This is a genomic window from Brachybacterium rhamnosum, from assembly GCF_039526185.1.
Lineage (GTDB): Bacteria > Actinomycetota > Actinomycetes > Actinomycetales > Dermabacteraceae > Brachybacterium > Brachybacterium rhamnosum.
In genome coordinates this window covers 750,003-768,516 of the sequence record NZ_BAAAIS010000003.1, presented here as the reverse complement: position 1 = coordinate 768,516, position 18,514 = coordinate 750,003, and the positions used below count along the sequence as shown (strand labels likewise).

Here is an 18,514-nt window from a genome sequence, read left to right as displayed (position 1 = left end):
CACTCTTTCCCAGTCGGCACTGCCAGGATGACCTCGATGCCGCCAGCGAGCTGTCACAGACACCGACATCTAGCGATCGCATCCGCACGTACGCGTGCATCGGCGGTTCTGCTAGATCTCGTGTGGGCTCCCGTCGACGGAGGAGAGCAGGTAGGCGACCGCAGCGAGTGTCAGGTGCCGGATGTAGTCGGCGAGCTGCGGACTGACGTCTGTGGGTTCGAGGTGCCCGTGTCCGTCCCCACCCTTGTTACGCAACGGGGCGACAGCCGCCGCTGTCTTAACTACCTGGTCTCGTAGCCCAGCGATCGCCTTCGCGTTTGGGCTGGCGATCTCGCTAGGCTTCGTTGCCAGGCCGGCAGCTCTCATCGCCTGCGGCACGATCCCCGGCATGTCGCCCGGACGGGCGTCGGGATCGTACTCGTGCAGCAGATGCTTCGCTGTTGCTTCGAGCAGGTCCTTAGATGTGCCAAGAATCGAGCCTGGATCTAGATCATCCTTGCGGAGTAGCGCTTGTAGGCGATCGACTGTATTGCGGCCCCCTGCGGCGATATCTGGGCCCACGAATTTCGACTGGATACGCCCATCGACGTCCAGGGTCGCCCCAGCGGCAGCAAGTGCGGTGCGCAACTTCTCAATAAGCTCGAGTCGCCCTGGGGCAGGGTGGGCGAACACGTTTTGGAAGCGCATCTCCTCGACAATGTCGTTCACGAGCCATTTGACGGCGTCCTCGCCTTGAGTTTCTGCCGCTTCGAAGGCCGCGCGTAGCCGGCGGGGCTTATTCAGGTTTTCCCCACGATCATCAGCCCGCGGAACATTGATGCTTCGCCGAGAGAGTATGTCGTCGAGCCCGGTATGCGACGGGTACCACGAGTCCTCCATCAGCAACCGGAGGGCGTGGGCTACTTCGAACGTCCAAGACGGTGTCATCCTCCCAGTGTCTCGTGCGCGCCGCTCTTGCTGCTGTCCGACTCGCGTCAATAGGACGAACCGGTAGCAGACTTGCACCGCCGGGGCAACGGGCTTCAGCGTCCATCACGGGTGTGTTCATCGGGCAGACTCCACGAGAGGCTATGACGGCCTCCGTCGCTACCCCGCAGGCGCACCTCGAGTCCGGATCTTCCCACTGCTCCAGGCCCAGGGGGCCCGAGTGTTCAGTGCGCACAGAAGTTATGCGTGCTGGTCGCGTGCCCGCGGCGAATGGTAAGACCGCAGGATGTACGCCTCGAGCTCAGCATTCTCGATGCGCCACTGTCCCCGCCGTCCGACTCGGATCGCGCGGAGCTCGCCCGACCGAACGAGGGCGTACGCCTGCGCGGCGCTGATGGAGAGGACCTCACGTACGCCTTCGAGAGTGATGAACCGGCGCTCCAGGACCCGGGCTTGACTAGACATCATCTGACCTTTCTTCAATGAGCGGGCTCTTTTACGTGACCAGGCTGGTCTACGCAACCAAGCTGATTCCGTTGACGACTGACCGCGCTTGGGCGGTGTCCAGGCCGACGTAGATGGCTGTGGTCTCAGGCTTCGAGTGGCCCATGAGCGTCTGAACCAAGAGGAGATCTCGGGAGCTCCTGTATGCCTCGGTTGCGAAGCGGTGGCGCAAGGTATGTGCACTCCAGTGGCCTGAGAGAGCCTCGTTGACGAGCTCGCCAACCCTTATCGGCTGGAGGTGTGCATCGGCATAGCGCCCCATTGACGGGAAGAGCCAGGGGAGTTCAGGAGAGACATCGTGGAACTGTCGTGCGACGGCGTCGGCTGCGGCCTGAGTTAAGGGCACGGTGCGTTCGCGTCGACCCTTGCCGTGAACGATGAGGGACGATCCAGTGCGCTCTTCAATGACATCCGAGCGGGAGACCACTGCGATCTCGCCACGCCGTAGCCCCGCTTCGGCTGCGAGAGTGATCATCGCTTGCACCCTCGTGCTCGAACTGAGGAGTGCCTTTCGGATGATCGGGTCTGGACACGGCCTGGGGACAGACTTGGGAGCACGGGCGGGCGGGATGAGCGCAAGTGGATCTGCGAGAATCCTGCCGGTGCGATGGAGCCACGTCGTCCATATCCGCAGGGAGGTGCGGGCGCTCCGTCGGGTTGCGGCCTTCCAGCGCGGATTCGCGAGATAGGCGACAAGCCACTCAAGATCTAGGGGATCCGTCTCAGCAGGCACACCATTCAAGTAGCGCCGCACGTGGTACTCGCGCAGTCGCACAGTCGTCTCGGAGCGCTCTGAGGCACGAAGCCAAGCGGTCCAGAGAGGGAGTTGTGCGATGACGTCCATAGCTTCCACGTTGCCCGACAGCTCTGTCGGGTTTCGAGCGGCGCCGATGTTTTGGGGACAACTGGGGCCTGTGGAGGAAAGAAGGCGCAGGGGCGCCGCTACAGCGCCTGCTCCGCCAGAGGAATCATCCAAGAGTCACCCAACCATGGTGCATCGACCTCGGGCTTTGCCGAAGTCGACTTCGATCAGAGACCCCGAGGTGCGCGGCTCGAGACTCTTAATCAGCGGGTCCGGGGTTCGAGTCCCTGATGGCGCACCCGATGTGAAGCCCCTCGGTCGAGAGACCGAGGGGCTTCGTCGTTCCCGGGTCATGTCGGCCGACGATCCGGCCCGGTGCCCGGCGTCGCCCGGCCCGGTGACTGGCATCCCGGATCCATGTCCGTTTGCGCGGCTGAGTTCCCGTTGTGGAACCCCAGCGCGCAAACGGACATGCCCCAGGGGACCATCGGCCCTCGGGTCGGGGTGGGCCAGTCAGGTCTGGTGCGGGGCGTGGTGGTCAGGACCCGGCGGGCCAGGTGTCGGGGACGTCGGCCCCGCCCTCGACGACGTGCTCGCGGGCGCCCGGGAGGTCCACCCACGAGTCCTGCGGCCGGTACCCGAGCTCGAGCGTCGTGTTGGTCATCGACCAGCGGCGGTTGGGGTTGTCGGAGATCGCGTAATAGAGGCCGAAGGTGCTCTCCGCCTCGATCGCGCGGCGCACCACGCGCACGCAGTCCCCGGGGCTCAGCCACATCGCGCGCAGCACGTCCTCCTCCGCCTCGAGCGGGTCCTCGGTGACCCAGCCGATGCGCAGGGAGATCACGTCGAGGCCGTGCTCGTCGTGGTAGAAGCGGCCCAGCGCCTCGCCGAAGATCTTCGAGACGCCGTAGAGCGAGTCGGCGCGGGGGAGCGTGTCCGGGTAGACGGGCCACTGCTCGAGGCGGTCGTACATGCCCATCGCATGGTTCGAGGAGGCGAGGACCACGCGGCGCACGCCGGCCTCGCGGGCGGCCTCGAGGACGTTGCGGGTGCCCACGATGTTCGCGCCCAGCACGTCGTCCCAGGTGGACTCCGGGGAGGCGGCGCCCGCGAGGTGGACGACGGTGTCCACGCCGTCCATGAGGGCGAGCACCTCGGGGTAGGCGGAGATGTCGGCCGTGTGCAGGGCGCCCTCCTGCTCGGGGGTGCGCGGGGTGCGGCCGTGCTGGATCAGGTCGTACTCCTGGCCCAGTTCCTGGACGAGGTGGAGGCCCACGCCTCCGGTGGCTCCGGTGATGAGGACGCGACGTCGATCGTTCATGCCCCGATGATCCCGCCCCCGGGTGACCTGGGCAACACGCATACTGATCCTCATCGAGTCGAAGGGAACCCGCCATGCCGACCGCCTACCCGTGGTACTACCGCTTCTCGTGGATCGCCGCCCTGGTGGTGGGGGTGGTCGCCTACGTCGTGCTCTTCGTCGTCATGCTGCTCACCCGGAACTCGACGATGCTCCCGAGCGTCCTGCTGGTCGGCGCGGCGACGGTCCCGCTCACGGTGCTGCTGTTCGCCCAGTCCAGCCGGGCCGGCGCTCTCGTGCCCACCCCCGTCGTGCTCGTCACGGTCGTGCTCGCCGGGCTCGTCGGCATCACGATCGCGGGGCTCGAGGAGTCGATCGCGGGGGCGCTCCTGGGCCGGGAGTCGATCCTGCTCGTGGGGGTCATCGAGGAGACCGCGAAGCTCGTGGTGCCGCTCGTGGTGCTCGCGACCGCGCACCGCACCACCCGCGGCGGCGGGATCGTCGTGGGGATCGCCGCGGGAACCGGCTTCGCGGTGCTCGAGACGATGGGCTACGGCTTCAACGCGCTCCTGGAGAGGGGCGGGGGCCTCGCCCAGCTGGACGCGACGCTCATCCTGCGGGGCGTGCTCGTCCCGGCGGGCCATGTGGCGTGGACCGGGGCGATCTGCGCGGCCCTGTGGCATCTCGTGGCCTCCTCGCGCAAGGTGCTCGCGGTCCTCGAGCTCGCGGCGACCTATGTCGCGGCGATCGTGCTGCACACCGCCTGGGACGCGACCTCCAGCATGGCGGTGCACGTGGTGATCGGCGTGGTGAGCGTCGGCGCGCTGCTCGTGCTCACACTGCGGGCGCACCGCGCGCACGTGCGGGCGGCGGTCGCTCGGGCGACGACGGTCGACGCGTCGTCCGCCGCACGTCCCGGCGGCGTGGCCCCGATCTGACCCACGGACATCGCGCTGGGGTCCGGGCGGGCGGGATGTCCGGATGGTCCGCACCACGATGTGACGGGTCCGACACCTGCGCGCTGCAATGGAGCAGGAAGAAATAAAGCGCGCACGCAACGAGTTGGCCCGGTGGGCCCGCTCCCGAGCGGGCCGGAACATCCCCTCGTGCGAAGGAGACCCCTCCGGTGCCCTCTCAGCTGCTGTCCCCGATCACCCTGCGCGACCTCACGGTGCGCAACCGCATCTGGGTCCCGCCCATGTGCCAGTACTCCGCCACCGGCCGCGACGGCGTCGTCACCCCCTGGCACCTCATGCATTACGGCTCCTTCGCCCGCGGCGGGGCGGGCGCCGTGATCGTCGAGGCCACCGCCGTCGTCCCCGAGGGCCGCATCTCGCCGACCGACCTCGGCCTCTGGGACGACGCGCAGCGCGACGCCCTCCGGCCCGTCGTCGAGCTCGTCCACGAGCAGGGCGCCGTCGCCGGCATCCAGCTCGCGCACGCCGGTCGCAAGGCCTCCACCGGCGCCGAGTGGGGGACCGGCCGCCCCGGCCAGTCGCTCCCGGAGTCCGAGGGCGGCTGGACCACGCTGGCGCCCTCCGCGGTGCCCTACGAGGGGCTCGCCGATCCCGTCGCCCTCGACGAGGCCGGGATCGACCGCGTCGTCGACGCCTTCGTGGCCGCCGCCGAGCGCGCCGTCGAGGCGGGCTTCGACCTCCTCGAGATCCACGGCGCCCACGGCTACCTGCTCCACGAGTTCCTGTCGCCGCTGAGCAACCGCCGGACCGACTCCTACGGGGGCGACCTCGCCGGGCGCGCGAAGCTGATGCTGCGCGTCGTCGACGCCGTCCGCGCGCGGATCCCCGAGGGCATGCCGCTGCTCGCACGGCTCTCCGGGACCGAGTGGACCGACGGCGGCTTCGACCTCGAGGAGACCACCCAGGTCGTCACCTGGCTCGGCGAGCACGGCGTGGACATGGTCGACGTCTCCTCCGGCGGCAACGTGCCCGCCACGATCCCGGTCGGCCCCGGCTACCAGGCCCCGCTCGCCGCGCACCTCAGCGCGCACACGGACGTGCCGATCTCCGCGGTCGGCATGATCGACGAGCCCTTCCAGGCCGAGCACGTGCTCGTCACCGGCCAGGCCGAGGTGGTCCGTGTGGGTCGCGCCTTCCTCCGCGACCCCGCCTGGGCTCTCCATGCCGTGATCGCGCTGCACGGCGACGCCGAGATCATCCCGCCGCAGTACCGCCGCGCCTACCGGCAGCAGCTGCGTCAGGGCTGAGCGGGCCCCGGACCCACCTCGCTCGCGGAGCGATGCCCACGCGTGCGGGCGCGGGTGCGCCGATCCGGCTCACCCGCGCCCCGCGCGAGCCTCCCGCCGATCAGGTGCATGAGCGTGCCGACGGCGACGAAGGCGGCGAGCACCACGAGGACCGTCACCAGCACCGGACCCCAGCCGGCGACGGTCGGGTCCAGGAAGGCGTAGGGGTACCAGCCCGTGATCGCGCCGCGGATCCAGGTGAGCGCCAGATAGGCGAGCGGATAGACCAGCCACCACAGGATCCGGGTGCGACGGGCCGGGCCGCGCCGCGGGGTCAGCAGCCAGTCGGCGAGCGCGGCGAGCGGGGCGAGGCGGTGCAGCACGATGCCCTGCCAGCCGATGTCCCAGCGCCCCAGCTCGGAGAGCGGTGCCACGAGCAGTGCGTACACGAGCCCGGTCATCACGAGGTAGAAGGCGACCGCACCGCGCAGGTCGTCGATGCGGCGGGGGAGCACCGCCATCCACGCCGTCGCCACCGCGAGCACCACGAGCATGGCGTTGCTCTGGTTGGTGAAGTAGGAGACGTCCTGCGCGAGCAGCCCGTCGCGGGCCGCGTGCACCGCATCGGAGGTCAGCGCCGCGAGGACCACCGCGGCGAGCGCGAGGCGCAGCATCAGGGCGAGGGTGCTCGTCCACGGAGCCGGGGTCTGCATCGGCTCATGATCCCCGGCGCCCGCGGGGCCGACAACCCCCGTGCGGGGGAGACCAGCCGACGGGGCCGCGGTGCTCAGCCCTCCGCGGGCGGTGCGGGCCGCTGGGCGAACAGACTGCCCTCGTGGACGGGCATGGGGCGGATCTCCCCGCGCAGCCGTTCCATGCGGGCGTCGAGGTCGTCGGCGACCCGGGCGGCGTCGTCGAGCTCCGCGCGCAGCTCGGGCGGCAGGTTCCGCTCGTACTTGTAGGAGAGCTTGTGCTCCACGCTCGCCCAGAAGTCCATGGCGATCGTGCGGATCTGCAGCTCCACGGGGACCTGCTCGACGTGCGTGGAGAGGTACACGGGCACCCGCACGATGAGGTGCAGGGAGCGGTAGCCGTTGGCCTTCGGGGAGGCGATGTAGTCCTTGACGGTGAGCACCTCGAGATCGCCCTGCGCGGCGAGCATCTCCGCGACCCAGTAGGCGTCGGAGACGAAGCTGCAGGTGATGCGGATCCCCGCGATGTCGTGGATCCGCTCCCGGATCGCCCGCACGGTCATCTCCCCCTCAGTGCGCAGCGCCTTCTCGACGAGGGACTCCACGGACTTCAGCCGGGTGCGCACGTGCTCGATGGGGGAGTAGTCGTGCATCTGCTCGAACTCCTTGCGGAGGATCTCCACCTTTGTCAGGACCTCGTCGATCCCGAACTGGTAGTGCATCCGCAGCTCGGTGAACTCCTCGAACACCTGGCGGAGCTGCTCCGCGAGCGCCTGCGGGTCCGCGCCGACGGTCGCGAGCTGCTGCTGGCGCGCCGCCACCATGTCCCGCACCCGGTCGGGGACGTCGGCGTCTCCAGGCGTCGCGGTCATCGCAGGGTCCTTCCGTCGGGTGCAGGAGGATCGATGGTGACACGGGGAGCTGGCAGACGCCCGGGCGTCCTCGCGCAGTGATCAGCCGCGCTCCACGTCGCCGAGGGCGGCCAGCATGATGCGCAGCACCCGGAGCGCCGCCTCGAGGTGCTCGTCCGGCTGAGCGCCCCGACCGTCGTGCGATCGGCGCTCTGTCCTCGCGCGCTGGGGGACCGCACGGGCGGCTCGTGCGTCGGACCCGGGCGGCAGACTCACGGGCATGAGCACGAAGGAGCGGTACGCGCTGTGGGCCCATCAGGTGCGCGAGCGGGTCGACGCCCGACAGGCGGAGCTCGAGCTCGGCCTGGTCACGCGCGGTCCTCGTGCCTCCACGTGGTGGCGCGACGAGGTCGGCGAGGAGAGCCAGGACCCGGGCGGCTGGGACGCCGCATGAGGAGGGACCGCGGTGCCCCTCGGTGACCGCGGGGCGGGACAGGGGCGCGCAGACATGAAAAACGCCCTGTCGCCAGGGCGTTTCTTGGGGTGATCGACGGGATTTGAACCCGCGACCGCCTGGACCACAACCAGGAGCTCTACCAACTGAGCTACGACCACCATGTGCGGAGCGAGCTCCGCAACGAGAACCGAGCATACCGTCCTCGGAGCGGATCTCCGCACCACGGAGCGGGATTCGTGGTGTGAGACGCGCCCCATCCGGGCGGGGGCCCCGCCCGGGCGCCCCGTGGAGGAGACTGCAGGCATGATCGTCGCCTTCTCCGTCCAGCCCACCGGCACCCCCTCCGACCCTCATCTCGAGCGCACGCTCGGCGAGGGGGCGGATGCCGCGAGCGTGCACGACGCGGTCGCCGCCGCCGTGCGCGTGGTCCGCGACTCGGGCCTGCCCACCCGCACCAGCTCGATGTTCACCGAGATCGAGGGGGAGTGGGACGAGGTGATGGCCGTGGTGAAGGCCGCCACCTTCGAGGCCGGCCGCTACGGCTCCCGGATCTCCCTCGTGCTCAAGGCGGACATCCGTCCCGGCCACGACGCCGGCGAGCTCGACGGCAAGATCGAGCGCCTCGACGCGGCCGTGGAGCGGCTCGAGCGGGGCTGAACCCCGCGCCTCCTCCCGGTGCGCGGACGGGCCCGGGGAGATCGCCGTGTCGGCGTCGCTCCCCGGGCCCGTCGGCGTCGGGGTCGCTTCCCTCAGACCTGGCTGTCCAGGAGCCCCTCGCGCAGCGCCTCCGCCATCGCCGGGGCGACCGGCAGGCGCGGGATGATCGTGGCCTGGAAGGCGTGGTAGATGTCCGGCTTCCCGGGCCAGGTCACGCCCTGCACCTCGTTGTCCGCGTCGAGCTCGTGGAACCATGAGCCGCCCTCGGCGTCCAGCAGGTACGTGGAGACGTACTCCCACCACTGCTCGTAGCGCTCGGCCCACACCGGGTCGCCGGTGACGCGGTACATGACGGCGGCGGCGCCCACGGCCTCCGCCGCGACCCAGTGCATGCGCTCCTGGGCGACGGGCTTCCCGTCCCAGTCCACCGTGTAGACGAAGCCCGGCGCGCCGTCGAGTCCGAAGGTCGCCGCGGACTTCTCCATGAGCGCGGTCGCCGCCTCGAGCATCCACTCGGGCGCCTCGCCGTCCGCCGCGATGAGCGCGGAGCGGGCCTGCAGCACGAGCCGCGCCCACTCGATCCAGTGACCGATCGTCGCGCCGTAGGGGCGGAACGGGTGGTTGGGCTCGTCGGCGTTGTACTCGAGCAGCGGGTTCCAGTCGGTGTCGAAGTGCTCCGGCAGCGCCCAGTCGTTGGCGCGCGCGAACTCGTCGATCGCGCGGGTCGCGATGCCGACGGCGCGGTCCAGCCAGCGGCGGTCGCCGGTGACGTCGGCCGCGGCGAGGAGCGCCTCGACGGTGTGCATGTTCGCGTTGATCCCGCGGTAGTCCTCGAGATCGGTGAAGGTGCGGTCGAAGGTGTCGACGCTGAGGCGGGCCTCGGCGTCGAAGAACTTCGCGTCGAGCACCTCGAGCGCCTCGTCCAGGAGCGCGGCGGCGCCGGGCCGGCCGGCGGCGGTCGCAGAGGCCGCGGCGAGCACCACGAAGGCGTGGGCGTAGGCCTGCTTGGTGTCGTCGACGACCTTGCCGCCCTCGACGGCGGCGAACCAGCCGCCGTGCTCGCGGTCCCGGAAGACCCCGGTCAGGGCGGCGATCCCGTGATCGGCGAAGCGGCCGAAGTCCGGGCGCCCCAGGAGGTGGCCCAGGGAGAAGCAGTGCGTCATGCGGCAGGTGATCCACAGCTCCGAGGGACGGGAGAGATCGGGCTCGCCGTTCTCGTCGAGCCAGGCGAAGCCGCCGTCCTCGCGCACGGACTCCGAGCCGAACAGCAGGAGGTCGTCACCCTCGCCCTCGAGCCAGGTCCGATGGGCCGGGGCGTCGAGCCATGGGGTGCGCGGCGGGCGCGCGGCCTCGACGGGGGCGGCGACGGAGCCGGCGGGCAGCTCGAAGGCGCGGGAGGCCTCCTGCGCCTGGGCGGTCGTCGGGCCGGGATCGGCGACGAACAGCACCTGTCGGTAGTACTTGAGCTCCTGGATGGACTCGCGGATGTCCGCGAGCGCCCGGTGGCCGCCGTGCTTCTTGGGGACGTTGTAGTAGACCCGCGGGAACCAGCGCTTGGCGAGCTCCTTGAGGCTCGAGACGTCGATCGTGCGGTAGGAGAGCCAGCTCGCGAACTCCGGCACGTCGCGGTCCAGGAACGCGCGGTCGGTGCCGACGCTGTTCCCGGCGAGCGGCGCCTTGCCCGGCTCGGGGCAGTGCTCCTTGACGTAGGCCAGGCACAGCTCCTCCGCCTCGCGCATGCTCATGCCGCCGTCGAGCTCGTCGATGAGCCCGGAGGTGGTGTGCATGGTGACGACGAAGGGGTCCATGCCGTCGAGCGCCCCGGCCGGGGGCTTCACGACGACGTCCACCCCCTCGCCGAGGATGTTGAGGTCGGCGTCGGTCACGAGGACGGCGATCTCGATCAGAGCATCGTTCTGCTTGTCGAGTCCGGTCATCTCGCAGTCGACCCAGATGATGCGGTCAGAGGCGGCGCGGGCGCTGGTGGAGGTCACGAGCGCCTACCCTACGCCGAGCACGGGCCCGCCCGCCGGGCCCTGCTCGCGGAACCGCGTGCCCCCGTCAGCGCCATGAGTAGTTACCATCGGGTCATCGTCGCGGGGGCCGCCCCGCACGGCACCGTCGCCGGGAGGACCTCACCGATGAACATGTACCTGCGCCTGCTGTGGCTGATGATCCGACTCCGCCTGCGTCGCGGCCGCGCCCTGAGCATCTGGGACACCTCCCGCACGGCGTTCCGCGTCAACCCGCTCGACCTCGACGTGCAGCGGCACATGAACAACGGCCGGTACCTCTCCCTCATGGACCTGGGCCGGATGGACCTCATGATCCGCTCCGGGTTCTGGCAGCACATCTCCGCCCAGGGCTGGTACCCCGTCGTCGCCGGGCAGACCATCACCTATCGCCGCTCGCTCACGCTCGGCCAGCGCTTCCACCTCTCCACACGCGTGCTCGGCCACGACGAGCGATGGATCTACATGGAGCAGGTGTTCCGGGTGGGGGAGACCGTCTATGCCGACGCGATCGTGCGCGCCCGCTTCCTGCGCTGGAAGGGCGGCTCGGTGGACGTCTCCGAGGTGCTCGAGGGCGCCGGCCCGATGCCGGAGCACCTGGTGGTCCCCGACTGGGTCGAGCGCTGGAACGAGGAGTCCTCGGCGCACAGCCGCGCGGTGGGGGAGAACGACCGCGGACGCTGAGCGGACCGGGTGGACGTCAGCCGGCGTCCTCGGCGCGGGTGAGCCGGAAATGGTCCTTGGGATCGAGACCCGCGACGATCGGCTCGAGGGCGTCGGCCAGCTGCTCCATCTGCGCGGGGCTGAGCTTCTCGAGCACCCCGGCGCGCACCGTCTCCAGATGCCCGGGCGTCGCGAGGATCATCGCGCGCCGGCCATCCTGGGTGAGCGTCGCATTGGTCGCGCGGCGGTCCTCCGGGTGCGGGGTGCGGGAGACCCAGCCGCGGTGCTCGAGACGCTTGATCGCCTTGGAGAGCCGGGGGAGGGAGGAGTTCGTCGCGACGGCGAGCTCCTTCATCTGCAGCGTGTGCCGCGAGGCGAGGTTCAGCCGGCCCAGGAGCTGGAACTCGAAATGGGTCATGCCGGCGTCCGCCTGGAGCTCGGCGTCGAGCGCCGCAGGGAGCAGCTCGCAGGTCGCGATGAGCGCCAGCCAGGCCCGTGACTCGGTGGCGTCCATCCTCGGCGGCGTGAAGGTCATGGGGGGCATCCTACGGAGCAGGCGGCCCCCTACTACCGATCGGACACGACATCGATGCAGGTCGCGTCCGGGATGCCGGATTCCCGCGCGTCCGGGGGTGAGGGACTGTGCCGCACCGGGGTCATCACCTGTGCTGATGACGGTATGTGGCGGAGCATGGTGACCTCCGCGTGCACGATCCCTAGCGTGTGCCCATGACCCTCAACGACAGCACCTCCCTCGACACCGACCTCGCCGAGAGCGCCGCCGCCCGGTCCGAGCGCCTCACCGCCGCCGGGCAGGCCTGGGGCGAGCGCATCGACGCCCGTCGCGACTCCGCCCACCTCACCTACCGCGTCACCGGCACCGGCGTCGGCTCCGTCGCCTCCCGGATCACCGCCGGCAAGCATGAGTTCGCGGTCGACGAGCCCGCCGCGCTCGCCGGCGACGACCTCGCCGCGAGCCCGGTCGAGGTCGCGCTCGGCGCGCTGATCTCCTGCCAGGTCGTCGTGTACCGCCTGTACGCCCACGCGCTCGGCATCCAGGTGGACGACGTGGACGTCACCGCCGAGGGCGACCTCGACGCCGCGCGCCTCTTCGGCAAGGACGAGTCCGTGCGCGCCGGCTTCGGGGACGTGCGCCTGACCGTGCGCCTCACGGGCCCGGAGACCGCCGAGCGCTACGAGGAGCTCCGCGCCGCCGTCGACGCCCACTGCCCCGTGCTCGACCTCTTCCAGAACCCGACCCCCGTCACGACGACGGTCGAGGTCACCGCCTCCTGACGGGATCACGGCCCGCGAGCCGGCGCCGCAGCTCCTGGATGCCGCTGATCACCAGCAGGACCCCCACCACGGCGAGCAGCGTCCACTGCTCGGTCGCGACGGCCGCGACCCCGGCCACGACGAGCGCCGCGAGGTAGACGAACGCCAGCACCCGCTGGGAGACGCCCAGCAGCCGGGCGCCGAGGCGGGTGCCGGCGAGGCGCAGGAGGACCAGCAGCACGATCGCCCCGAGGGTCACGAGCTTCAGCATCGGATCCCTCCTCGTCCGGGCGACAGGTCGGTGCCCCCACCCGGACTCGAACCGGGAACCGACGGATTAGAAGGCCGTTGCTCTATCCATTGAGCTATGGAGGCGCGGCGCGGCGGGCCGGAGCTGGTCCGGATCGGCGCCGCACAGAGTCTAACGACCGGTGCGACCCCGCGGTCCGCGCCCCGCGTGCGGTGACCAGGCCCGGGCCCCGGTCGACGTGTCGCGCGGGTCCTCGCCCTGGCAGCGCGGGCAGGTCCAGAACACCCGGCCCTCGGTCCCCTCGAGGCGCGGCTCGGCGATCTCGGAGCGCAGGATCCGGGCGCGGCAGCGGCGGCACTGCTGCCCGCCCCTCCCGTACACCCAGAGGTCGCCGTCCCGCCCCAGCATGCCGCCGGTGGTGACCCGCACCTCCCGCTCGGCGTTCAGCAGGAGCAGGCGGCGGGCGAGGTCCACGAGCGTGCCGAGGTCCCCGGCCTGCGCGACGGTCGCCGCGGGATGCACCCGGCGCAGGAAGCACAGCTCGCTGCGATAGATGTTGCCCACCCCTGCCAGGAGGTGCTGGTCCAGGAGGGCGAGGCCGATCGACCGGTCGGGCTCCGTGGCGAGGTTCGCGATCGCGCGCTCCCGGTGCCCCTCGGACCAACCGGGGTCCAGGAGATCCGGTCCGAGCGTTCCCACGAGCTCGGCCTCGTCGGCCGTGCGCAGGAGCCGCACCTGCTGGACCTCGTAGGCGATCGCCCGCACCTCGCGGCCGTCGTCGTGCCGTGCCGTGAGCCGGATCCGGATCGTCGCGGGGTCGCGCGGGCCGGCGCTCGTGTCGCTCGAGCGGAGGGCGCGGCCGTCCACGCGCCAGATGCCGTCCATCATCAGATGGGAGTGCAGGGTCATCGGCGGCGCCCCGGAGCCCTCCGGCGGGACGAGACGGATCAGCAGATGCTTGCCGCGTGGGCGCACCTCGCGCACCCTCCAGCCCGTGAGATCCGCGGTCGCGTGCCGGGGGACGCGCAGCTCGCTCGACGTGAGCGTCGCGCCCGCGAGCGCCTCGTGAAGGATCCGGCACTGCCGGAAGACGGTGTCCCCTTCCGGCATCAGCGGCCTCCTGCCCGCACGCGCAGCGACTTCGGCGAGCGGTAGCAGCCGGCGTCCACGAGCGCCTGCGCGATCCTCGCGACGGCCTCGGCTCCGATCGCATGGCCGTTGATCCGCTCGATCTGCAGCTGGGGGAGGCGGGAGTCCTCGACGACGGCACGCACCAGCTGCTCCGCGGCCGGGGTGATCAGCTCGCCGTCGGCCCACCACAGCAGGCTCCGGGCGCCCTTGTCGACGACCGCGAGGGGATGGCCGTCCACGAGCATCACGAGGGCGCCCGCGCGGCGGGCCGGTCGGACGGTCGCTCCCTCCGGCGGGGCAGGGGCGAGAGGCGGCCAGGGCAGCGACGCACCGTAGGGGTTCGCGGGGTCCGTCGCGGCGAGCGCCACGGCGCCCGCCTCCGGCGACGGCCGGGAGTGCTCCTCCGCCTCCCGCTCGCGGTCCCGCAGCAGGTCCACGGCCTCGACCGGTGCGAACTGGGAGGCGCCGAGGCCGTCCACGAAGTAGCCGCGGCGGCAGCTGCCGTTCTCCTCGAGCACCGACAGCACCCGGTACACGCCCGCGAAGCCGCCCGGCAGGTCCTCGACGTCCATCGCGCCGCGGGTGACGACCCCGTGCCGGTCCAGCAGCAGCGTCGCGAGCGCACCGGCCCGTGCGGCCGGGTCCACCGGCTCCACCCTCACGGCCGACCATCGGCCGGCGCCCGTCGGCCCGGTGACCAGCTCCGACGGGCTCGACGCGCCCTGCCGCATCATCGCCGCGGAGAGCCGGGCGGCGCCGCGACGGCTGAGCTGCCGGGAGCGTCCGGGCGTGCGCGAGCGGGCGGAGCGTGGGGCGCTGCCGCGGGTGAGCACGCGCAGCGCCTCGAAGGAGTCGTTCGTGACGAGGGAGGCGAGCGCGAGCTCCCACAGCGCCTCCTGCAGCTCCTCCGGCGGGACCGCCGCTCCGTCCTCCGCGAGGGCGGTGAGGAGCTCCCCGGTCCGGAGCGCACCGGGCGTGCCGCGCAGCAGGGCCAGCAGCCGCGCCGCGGTGGAGCCCTCCGGGAGCGCGGCGGCCGAGGACTCGAGCTCCGCGGCGTCCAGGCCGAGCGGCAGGGCGTCCGCGAGGTGCAGGCGCACCCAGGCGTCGTCGGCGCCGAGCCGGCCGTGCCCGGTCCACACGAGCTCGCCGGCGGCGAAGGCGGAGTCCACGAGCGCCGGCGTGATCTCCGGCAGTCGCGCCGGGAGCACCTGCGACTCCCAGGCGGAGGCCGGCAGGGACACCCCGGTGAGCTGGTCGATCACCGAGAGCAGCCCGTCCCGGCCGTGCCAGTCGGGGCGGGCGCGGCGGCCGTCGGCCCGGCGCGGCACCAGGTGCTGCCAGGTGCCGAGGAAGCGCGCGTACACGGGGCCGGGCACGGGAGCGATGTCGCGCCGGGACGCGGCGAGGCTCGCCCGACGGATCCGGCGCAGCACCTCCGCGTCCACCCACTCCTCCCCGGTGCGGCCGGGGGTGAACTCGCCGGTCTGGAGGACACGCTCGGAGGCGAGCTGCTCGAGCGCGGCCCGGGCCACGCCGGGGGCGAGACCGAGCGCCTCGACCACGTGCTCCGCGGGGAAGGGGCCGCGGGAGCGCGCCCAGCGCTGCAGAAGCTGGGGGACGGCGCGGTCCACGGGGGCGAGCAGGGACTCGGGGAGACCGGGCGGCAGAGCCACGCCGAGGGCGTCCCGCAGCAGCGCGGCGTCCTCGACCCCGGCCACGTGCTCGGCCCCCGCGAAGCGCACGGCGATCACGCGCCGCGCCCGCTCGAGCTCCTCGATCGCCGCGTCGACGTCGAGCTCGCCGGCGGCGCGATGGGCGAGCTCGGCGCGGGTGAGCGGTCCCAGCCGGCGCAGGGCGTCCGCCACGTTCTCCCCGGTGCGCAGCGCGCGCTCCTCGGTGAGACCCTGCAGGCGCTGCTCGACCTCCGCGATCACCTCCGCGTCCAGCAGCTCGCGCAGGCTCACCGATCCCAGCAGCTCCGCGAGCAGCGACTGGTCCAGGGCGAGCGCGGCCGTGCGGCGCTCCGCGAGCGGAGCGTCGGTGTCGTAGATGAACTGGGCGAGGTAGCCGAACAGCAGCGAGCGGGCGAAGGGGGACGGCGCCTCCGTCTCGACCTCGCGCACCTGCACCGTCCGCCGTGTCACCTGGGACATCAGGTCCACGAGGGAGGGGAGGTCGTAGACGTCCTGCAGGCACTCGCGCGCGGCCTCGAGCATGATCGGGAAGTCCGGGTACGGGCGCGCCACCTCGAGCAGGTGGGCGGAGCGCTGGCGCTGCTGCCACAGCGGTGCCCGCTGGTTCGGGTCACGGCGCGGCAGCAGCAGCGCCCGCGCCGCGCACTCGCGGAAGCGGGAGGCGAAGAGGGCGGAGGAGCCCACGAGCCGCCGCACCTCCTCCTCGATCTCCTCCGGGGTGAAGACGAAGAGGTCCGCGCCGGGCGGCTGCTCGCCGTGCGGGATCCGCAGGACGATGCCGTCGTCCGCGGCCATGACCTGGCCGTCGAGCCCGTAGCGCTCCTCGACGCGGGCGCCGACGGCGAGGGCCCAGGGGCCCGTGATCCGCTGGCCGAGCGCGCAGTGCAGGACCACCCGCCAGTCGCCGAGCTCGTCGAGGAAGCGCTCCACGACGAGCTGCCCCGGGCCGGGCACCGCCCCCGTGACCTGCCGCTGCTCGGCGAGCTGGTCGAGCAGCACGGTGCGGGCGTTGCCGTCGAGCCCCAGCGCTTCGAGCCGGCTCTCCGCTTCCTCGCGGGGGAGGGCGGCGAGCTCCGCCTGCGCGGCCTGCAGGGCACGGCCCAGGCTCGCGGGGCGGCCGTCGCCGTCACCGTGCCAGAAGGGGATCCGGCCCGTCAGGCCGAAGGCGGGGGAGACCGTGACCCTGGAGGCGGTGATCTCCTCGATCCGCCAGCTCGTGGTGCCCAGCGTGATGACGTCGCCGCGGCGGGACTCGTAGACCATCTCCTCGTCGAGCTCTCCCACGCGCCGTTGCTGCGTGTCGTCGTCCCCGGTGACCAGGTGCACGGGGTAGAGGCCGCGGTCCGGGATCGTGCCGCCGCTGGTCACCGCGAGGCGCTGGGCACCCGGGCGCCCGGAGAGCGTTCCCGCCTCGTGGTCGTGGACGAGCCGCGGTCGCAGCTCGGTGAAGGCGGTCGAGGGGTAGCGGCCGGCGAGCAGGTCGATCGTCTGGTCGAAGGCCGCGCGGGGCAGCGCGCGATAGGGGTGCGCGCTGCGCACGAGCTCGAACCACTCCTCGACCTGGAGGTCCTCCATCGCGGCGGCGGAGACGGTGTGCTGGGCGAGCACGTCCAGGGCGTTGCGCGGCACGGAGAGCGGCTCGATGCGGCCCGCGACCGCCTCCTGCACGGCGACCGCGGAGCGCAGCACGTCCATCGCGTGCAGCGGGTGCAGCACACCCCGGGAGACGGCGCCGACATCGTGCCCGGCGCGCCCCACGCGCTGGAGCAGGCTCGAGACGCTCATCGGCGCGGCGACCTGCAGCACGAGGTCGACGGCGCCCATGTCGATGCCGAGCTCGAGGGAGGAGGTCGCGACGACGCAGCGGAGGCTGCCGGACTTCAGCTGGTCCTCGATCTGGGCGCGGATCTCCTTGGACATGGAGCCGTGGTGGGCGCGGGCGATGTCCTCCACCTCGGCGCCGTCGGGGCCCTCGACCCGCTCCGCCCCGTCGGCCCCGTCGGACAGCGGCGAGGGATCGGCGGCCGTGCGGCGGGCGTGGAGCCGGTTGAGCTTGCCGGTCAGCCGCTCCGCCTGGCTGCGGGAGTTCGTGAAGACGATCGTCGAGCGGTGGGCGAGGACCTCCGCGAGCACCGCCCGCTCCACGTGCGGCCAGATGGTGCCGGAGACGTCCTCGTCGTCGACCGCGTCCGCCGGCGGCTCGATCGCCTGGAGATCGGGGACGGGCATCGTGATCGCGAGGTCCCAGCGCTTCGTCGAGGGCGGGCGCACCACGGTCACGTCACGGCGGCGCCCCGCCCCGGAGAGGAAGGCGGCGACCTCGTCCACGGGCTCCACCGTCGCGGAGAGCCCGATCCGCTGCACGGGCCGCTCGAGAAGGGCGTCGAGGCGGGCGAGCGACAGCGCGAGGTGCACGCCGCGCTTGGTGCCGGCGACCGCGTGGACCTCGTCGATGATCACCGTGTCCACGGAGGTGAGCGTCTCCCGCGCCTGGGAGCTGAGCATGAGGAACAGCGACTCAGGGGTCGTGATGAGCACGTCCGGGGGATGCGCCACGAGCCGGCGGCGCTCCGCGGCCGGAGTGTCCCCGGTGCGCACGCCGACGCTGATCTCCCGGCGCGGCAGGCCGAGCCGCTCGGCGGCGCGGGCGGTGCCGACGAGCGGCGAGGTGAGGTTCCGCTCCACGTCCACCCCGAGCGCCTTGAGCGGCGAGATGTAGAGGACGGAGGTGCGCCGTCGCTCCCGGGGACCGCGCGCGGAGCGAGCACCGCGGGGCGGCGACGGAGTCTCCTCCGGCGCCGCCATGGTGAGGCGGTCGATCGCGGTGAGGAAGGCGGCGAGGGTCTTGCCGGAGCCGGTGGGGGCGACGACGAGGGTGTCCTCCCCGCGCTCGATCGCGGCCCAGGCGCTGCGCTGCGCCGGGGTGGGGCCCGCGAAGGACTCGGCGAACCAGGCGGTCGTCGCGGGGGAGAAGGAGGCGGGCAGGCCGGTGCCCTCCCCGGAGGCGGGGTCAGGGTCCTGCGGGCCGGTGCGCATCCGCCCATTGTGGCGCGCAGGGACGACGATCGTGCGGCGCGCCGGCCCCGGACGGCTCAG

Annotated in this window: 17 protein-coding genes and 2 tRNA genes; 6 read left to right on the top strand and 13 right to left on the bottom strand. The window is 72.1% G+C overall.

Translation table 11 applies throughout. The annotated features are described in order from the left end of the window. Positions 1-111: 111 nt before the first annotated feature. The 4 genes from ABD080_RS13700 to ABD080_RS13685 all read right to left on the bottom strand — a co-directional run bounded on the left by ABD080_RS13700 (position 112) and on the right by ABD080_RS13685 (position 3,554). The gene (locus ABD080_RS13700) at positions 112-927 is read right to left on the bottom strand and encodes an abortive infection family protein (protein WP_343905668.1); all 816 of its coding nucleotides are present in this window, start codon (positions 925-927) and stop codon (positions 112-114) included. A gap of 240 nt (positions 928-1,167) precedes the next feature. Next, positions 1,168-1,392, bottom strand: a complete 225-nt coding sequence (locus tag ABD080_RS13695; protein ID WP_343905666.1) for a helix-turn-helix domain-containing protein — start codon at positions 1,390-1,392, stop codon at positions 1,168-1,170. A 49-nt stretch (positions 1,393-1,441) separates the two neighbouring features. Beyond that, positions 1,442-2,275, bottom strand: coding sequence for a tyrosine-type recombinase/integrase (locus tag ABD080_RS13690; protein WP_343905664.1), 834 nt, complete (start codon positions 2,273-2,275; stop codon positions 1,442-1,444). A gap of 496 nt (positions 2,276-2,771) precedes the next feature. Then, the gene (locus tag ABD080_RS13685) at positions 2,772-3,554 is read right to left on the bottom strand and encodes an NAD-dependent epimerase/dehydratase family protein (RefSeq protein WP_343905662.1); all 783 of its coding nucleotides are present in this window, start codon (positions 3,552-3,554) and stop codon (positions 2,772-2,774) included. Positions 3,555-3,628: 74 nt separating this feature from the next. On the opposite strand from ABD080_RS13685, the gene ABD080_RS13680 reads away from it, so the two are divergent. Both ABD080_RS13680 and ABD080_RS13675 read left to right on the top strand, forming a co-directional pair. Then, positions 3,629-4,471 carry a PrsW family glutamic-type intramembrane protease gene (locus ABD080_RS13680; RefSeq protein WP_343905660.1) on the top strand — a complete coding sequence of 281 codons (843 nt, stop codon included), beginning with the start codon at positions 3,629-3,631 and terminating at the stop codon, positions 4,469-4,471. Positions 4,472-4,659: 188 nt separating this feature from the next. After that, on the top strand, positions 4,660-5,757 hold the full coding sequence (locus ABD080_RS13675; protein WP_343905658.1) for an NADH:flavin oxidoreductase/NADH oxidase: 1,098 nt from the start codon (positions 4,660-4,662) through the stop codon (positions 5,755-5,757). Here ABD080_RS13675 and ABD080_RS13670 read toward each other — a convergent pair. After that, on the bottom strand, positions 5,748-6,449 hold the full coding sequence (locus ABD080_RS13670) for a Pr6Pr family membrane protein (RefSeq protein ID WP_343905656.1): 702 nt from the start codon (positions 6,447-6,449) through the stop codon (positions 5,748-5,750). The genes ABD080_RS13675 and ABD080_RS13670 overlap by 10 nt on opposite strands. Before the next feature lie 74 nt (positions 6,450-6,523). Continuing rightward, positions 6,524-7,300, bottom strand: coding sequence for a GTP pyrophosphokinase (locus tag ABD080_RS13665; RefSeq protein ID WP_137770436.1), 777 nt, complete (start codon positions 7,298-7,300; stop codon positions 6,524-6,526). Between the two features lie 259 nt (positions 7,301-7,559). Between ABD080_RS13665 and ABD080_RS13660 the strand changes: the two genes are divergently transcribed. Next, entirely contained in the window at positions 7,560-7,733 is a 174-nt protein-coding gene (locus ABD080_RS13660; RefSeq protein WP_168198072.1) for a hypothetical protein, read from the top strand. Positions 7,734-7,818: 85 nt separating this feature from the next. Here ABD080_RS13660 and ABD080_RS13655 read toward each other — a convergent pair. Next, a tRNA-His gene (locus tag ABD080_RS13655) sits at positions 7,819-7,894 on the bottom strand. 145 nt (positions 7,895-8,039) lie between these two features. Here ABD080_RS13655 and ABD080_RS13650 point away from each other — a divergent pair. After that, on the top strand, positions 8,040-8,393 hold the full coding sequence (locus ABD080_RS13650) for a thiamine-binding protein (RefSeq protein WP_137770437.1): 354 nt from the start codon (positions 8,040-8,042) through the stop codon (positions 8,391-8,393). A 92-nt stretch (positions 8,394-8,485) separates the two neighbouring features. Here the strand turns inward: ABD080_RS13650 and orn are convergent, their stop codons facing one another. Beyond that, positions 8,486-10,387 (bottom strand): oligoribonuclease, encoded by a 1,902-nt coding sequence (orn, locus tag ABD080_RS13645; RefSeq protein ID WP_137770438.1) that lies wholly within the window; start codon positions 10,385-10,387, stop codon positions 8,486-8,488. Between the two features lie 75 nt (positions 10,388-10,462). Here orn and ABD080_RS13640 point away from each other — a divergent pair, with 75 nt between their 5' ends. After that, the gene (locus ABD080_RS13640; protein WP_343905652.1) at positions 10,463-11,089 is read left to right on the top strand and encodes an acyl-CoA thioesterase; all 627 of its coding nucleotides are present in this window, start codon (positions 10,463-10,465) and stop codon (positions 11,087-11,089) included. A gap of 16 nt (positions 11,090-11,105) precedes the next feature. Here the strand turns inward: ABD080_RS13640 and ABD080_RS13635 are convergent, their stop codons facing one another. Further along, positions 11,106-11,603, bottom strand: coding sequence for a MarR family winged helix-turn-helix transcriptional regulator (locus tag ABD080_RS13635; protein ID WP_343905650.1), 498 nt, complete (start codon positions 11,601-11,603; stop codon positions 11,106-11,108). Between the two features lie 194 nt (positions 11,604-11,797). Here ABD080_RS13635 and ABD080_RS13630 point away from each other — a divergent pair, with 194 nt between their 5' ends. Continuing rightward, positions 11,798-12,364, top strand: a complete 567-nt coding sequence (locus ABD080_RS13630) for an OsmC family protein (protein ID WP_343905648.1) — start codon at positions 11,798-11,800, stop codon at positions 12,362-12,364. Here ABD080_RS13630 and ABD080_RS13625 read toward each other — a convergent pair. The 4 genes from ABD080_RS13625 to ABD080_RS13610 form a co-directional block, all read right to left on the bottom strand. Continuing rightward, complete coding sequence (locus ABD080_RS13625; protein ID WP_343905646.1) at positions 12,351-12,614, bottom strand: hypothetical protein; 264 nt, start codon at positions 12,612-12,614, stop codon at positions 12,351-12,353. The genes ABD080_RS13630 and ABD080_RS13625 overlap by 14 nt on opposite strands. Positions 12,615-12,645: 31 nt before the next feature. Further along, positions 12,646-12,718 (bottom strand) — tRNA-Arg (locus ABD080_RS13620). Positions 12,719-12,764: 46 nt separating this feature from the next. Then, the gene (locus ABD080_RS13615) at positions 12,765-13,703 is read right to left on the bottom strand and encodes a DNA-formamidopyrimidine glycosylase family protein (protein ID WP_343905644.1); all 939 of its coding nucleotides are present in this window, start codon (positions 13,701-13,703) and stop codon (positions 12,765-12,767) included. Continuing rightward, the gene (locus ABD080_RS13610) at positions 13,703-18,454 is read right to left on the bottom strand and encodes an ATP-dependent helicase (protein WP_343905642.1); all 4,752 of its coding nucleotides are present in this window, start codon (positions 18,452-18,454) and stop codon (positions 13,703-13,705) included. The genes ABD080_RS13615 and ABD080_RS13610 overlap by 1 nt, the downstream gene beginning before the upstream one ends. Positions 18,455-18,514 lie beyond the last annotated feature (60 nt).

What these genes read in the sequence shown, in the direction of transcription:
- ABD080_RS13700 (WP_343905668.1), bottom strand. Translation starts at nt 927, where the DNA reads ATGACACCGTCTTGGACGTTCGAAGTAGCCCACGCCCTCCGGTTGCTG.
- ABD080_RS13695 (WP_343905666.1), bottom strand. Translation starts at nt 1,392, where the DNA reads ATGTCTAGTCAAGCCCGGGTCCTGGAGCGCCGGTTCATCACTCTCGAA.
- ABD080_RS13690 (WP_343905664.1), bottom strand. Translation starts at nt 2,275, where the DNA reads ATGGACGTCATCGCACAACTCCCTCTCTGGACCGCTTGGCTTCGTGCC.
- ABD080_RS13685 (WP_343905662.1), bottom strand. Translation starts at nt 3,554, where the DNA reads ATGAACGATCGACGTCGCGTCCTCATCACCGGAGCCACCGGAGGCGTG.
- ABD080_RS13680 (WP_343905660.1), top strand. Translation starts at nt 3,629, where the DNA reads ATGCCGACCGCCTACCCGTGGTACTACCGCTTCTCGTGGATCGCCGCC.
- ABD080_RS13670 (WP_343905656.1), bottom strand. Translation starts at nt 6,449, where the DNA reads ATGCAGACCCCGGCTCCGTGGACGAGCACCCTCGCCCTGATGCTGCGC.
- ABD080_RS13665 (WP_137770436.1), bottom strand. Translation starts at nt 7,300, where the DNA reads ATGACCGCGACGCCTGGAGACGCCGACGTCCCCGACCGGGTGCGGGAC.
- ABD080_RS13660 (WP_168198072.1), top strand. Translation starts at nt 7,560, where the DNA reads ATGAGCACGAAGGAGCGGTACGCGCTGTGGGCCCATCAGGTGCGCGAG.
- ABD080_RS13650 (WP_137770437.1), top strand. Translation starts at nt 8,040, where the DNA reads ATGATCGTCGCCTTCTCCGTCCAGCCCACCGGCACCCCCTCCGACCCT.
- ABD080_RS13640 (WP_343905652.1), top strand. Translation starts at nt 10,463, where the DNA reads ATGAGTAGTTACCATCGGGTCATCGTCGCGGGGGCCGCCCCGCACGGC.
- ABD080_RS13635 (WP_343905650.1), bottom strand. Translation starts at nt 11,603, where the DNA reads ATGACCTTCACGCCGCCGAGGATGGACGCCACCGAGTCACGGGCCTGG.
- ABD080_RS13630 (WP_343905648.1), top strand. Translation starts at nt 11,798, where the DNA reads ATGACCCTCAACGACAGCACCTCCCTCGACACCGACCTCGCCGAGAGC.
- ABD080_RS13625 (WP_343905646.1), bottom strand. Translation starts at nt 12,614, where the DNA reads ATGCTGAAGCTCGTGACCCTCGGGGCGATCGTGCTGCTGGTCCTCCTG.
- ABD080_RS13615 (WP_343905644.1), bottom strand. Translation starts at nt 13,703, where the DNA reads ATGCCGGAAGGGGACACCGTCTTCCGGCAGTGCCGGATCCTTCACGAG.
- ABD080_RS13610 (WP_343905642.1), bottom strand. Translation starts at nt 18,454, where the DNA reads ATGCGCACCGGCCCGCAGGACCCTGACCCCGCCTCCGGGGAGGGCACC.